Here is a 2,481-nt window from a genome sequence, read left to right on the forward strand (position 1 = left end):
GCCGGTGGCGGCCATCACGCAGCGCTACGACGAGCAGTTCCGCCGCCTCACCGCCGGCGACTTCCTGCCGGCAGACGGTTCGCCGGGCATCGGCCGGCTGATGCAGGCCTTCGCCCTCACCAGCGCCGCCGAGCCGGTGCGCGCCGCCATCCGCGCCGCGCAGAAGCGCCGCGACCTGCCGCGCGGCAGCGCCGAGTCGGTGGTGGACGAGGCGGCGGCCAAGGGCATTGTCGATGCCGAGGGGCGCGAGCAGCTGCTGACCGCGCAGGCGGCCTGCCTGGCGGCGATCGAGGTCGACGTGTTCACCGACGAGGAGTACTACGGCAGCCCTGACGGGGTGCAGGGCCTGACGGCGACCGGGGATGACGGCCGCTGAGGGCAGCCGTTGCCAACGGTCATGGCGTGACGGCCGGGCCCGGGTCTTCGCCTGGCCCTGAAGCGGTCGGGGGCCGCCGTTTTCGCCAGCCCCCGTGGTCCGTCTGCCGGTCGTCCGCCTGCTGCGGGCGCGCCGGGCTCAGGCGGTCTTGCCGAAGTTGAAGCTGCGGAAGTCCGGCGAACGCATGCGCATCCAGTACTTCCAGGTGAAGCCCGGCCAGATGGTGAAGTTGCGGCCGTTCTCGTCGATGTACCAGCTCTTGCAGCCGCCTTCGCTCCACACCATCTTCTGCAGCTCGGCCTGGATCCTGTCGTTGTAGGCGTCCTGCGCGGCCGGCTTGACCTCGATGGTCGCGGCGCCGCGGCGGTCCATCTCTTCCAGGCAGGCGATCACGTACTTGATCTGCTGCTCGATCATGAAAATGATCGAGTTGTGGCCGAGCGCGGTGTTCGGGCCGAGCAGCATGAACAGGTTCGGCAGGTCCTTCAGCGTGGTGCCCAGGTAGGCGCTCATGCCCTGCGACTTCTCGCGCACTTCCAGGCCGTCGCGGCCGCGGATCTTCAGCGGCCCCAGCGGGTCGGCGACATCGAAGCCGGTGCCGCAGATGATGGCGTCGACCTTGTGCACGACACCATTGGCATCGACCACGCTGTTCGCGCGCACTTCCTTCACGCCGGCGGCGATGACATCGACATTGTCGCGGGTCAGCGCCGGGTAGTAGTTGTTGGAGAACAGCACGCGCTTGCAGCCGATGGTGTAGTTCGGCGTCAGCTTCGCGCGCAGCTCCGGATCCTTGACCTGGCGGGCCAGGTGCCAGCGCGCCAGCTTTTCGATGGCGACCATCAGCTTCGGATTGACGAAGCCGAGCGCGAAGCCCTCGGCCTGCCAGTAGATGCTGGCGCGGAACAGGCGCTGTGAGGCCGGAATGAAGCGGAACAGCTTCTTCACGCCGTCGTTGATCAGGCCGTCCGGCTTCGGCACCAGCCAGGGCGGCGTGCGCTGGAACAGCACCAGCTTGTCGACCTGGGGCGCGATTTGCGGCACGAACTGGATGGCGCTGGCGCCGGTGCCGATCACCGCAACGCGCTTGCCGGCGAGGTCGTAGTCGTGGTTCCACTGCGCGGAATGGAAGAGCGCTCCCTTGAACTTGTCCAGGCCCTTCACGTTCGGCAGCGCCGGACGGCTCAGGCCGCCGATGCCGGACACCACGATGCGCGCGGTGTACTGCTGGCCGTCGCCGGTGGCCAGGTGCCAGCGGCCTTCGCTTTCATCCCAGCGGGCATCGAGCAGTTCGCTGTTGCCGCGGAAGTGCGGCAGCAGGCCGTACTTGTTCGCGCAGCCCTTCATGTAGGCGAGGATCTCGGCCTGGCCGGAGTAGAAGCGCGACCAGTCCGGGTTCTGCTCGAAGGAGAACGAGTACATGTGCGACGGCACGTCGCAGGCAGCGCCCGGGTAGTTGTTGTCGCGCCAGGTGCCGCCGATGTCAGCGGCCTTTTCCAGGATCAGGAAGTCGTTGCGGCCGGCCTTCTTCAGGAAGATGCCCATGCCGATGCCGGAGAAACCGCTGCCGACAATGACGATATCGTGGTGGGGGATGGTCAAGAGGAATGCTCCCAGTCAGGCCCGGCGGGTCCGGGCGATACGGGCCGGCGGCAGGCCGGCATCCGTGCTGGGGGCGAACATTGAATGTAACATTGTGCAATGTCAAGTTTGTGGCCGGTCTTCCCGGTCACGGCCAGCCGGCTGCCCGGGGCCGGCCATGGCGGCACCCCGCCCGCAGGGGCGGGGCGTCCGGGAGGGTCAGCGCTGGATGCGCGAGATCTTGCTGCCCTCGATGCTCAGGCTGGCCATCAGGCCCTGCTGGTCGAAGGCGAAGGCGTAGGCATCGCCGGTCAGCGTGGTGCTGGACAGGCTCTTGGCCACGCCGTCGTTGACCACCACCACGGTCGGGCCGGCGCCGATCTCCCAGCCCTTGCTGCGGTCGAGGTGGCTCACCGCCTTGTCGTTCATCAGGAACAGCACATAGCCGTAGGACTGCGCGCCGGCCTGCAGGCCCCAGGAGGCCGAGACCGAGTTGTAGTAGCCGCTGGTCTGGCCGCCTTTCA

Annotated in this window: 3 protein-coding genes; 1 reads left to right on the forward strand and 2 read right to left on the reverse strand. The window is 67.9% G+C overall.

The features are described 5' to 3' along the window. Window positions 1-376: acyl-CoA dehydrogenase domain-containing protein (locus C5O18_RS08510; RefSeq protein WP_146089303.1), on the forward strand; the 376-nt coding region annotated here is incomplete at its 5' end. 138 nt (window positions 377-514) lie between these two features. On the opposite strand, the gene C5O18_RS08515 is transcribed toward C5O18_RS08510, so the two are convergent. Together C5O18_RS08515 and C5O18_RS08520 are read right to left on the reverse strand one after the other, a co-directional pair. Beyond that, window positions 515-1,978: a flavin-containing monooxygenase gene (locus C5O18_RS08515; RefSeq protein WP_206389813.1), complete on the reverse strand. Its 1,464-nt coding sequence runs from the start codon at window positions 1,976-1,978 to the stop codon at window positions 515-517. Window positions 1,979-2,176: 198 nt separating this feature from the next. Then, window positions 2,177-2,481: lipid-binding SYLF domain-containing protein (locus C5O18_RS08520; protein WP_241146797.1), on the reverse strand; the 305-nt coding region annotated here is incomplete at its 5' end.

The organism is Amnimonas aquatica, from assembly GCF_002943415.1.
Taxonomy (GTDB): domain Bacteria; phylum Pseudomonadota; class Gammaproteobacteria; order Pseudomonadales; family Moraxellaceae; genus Perlucidibaca; species Perlucidibaca aquatica_A.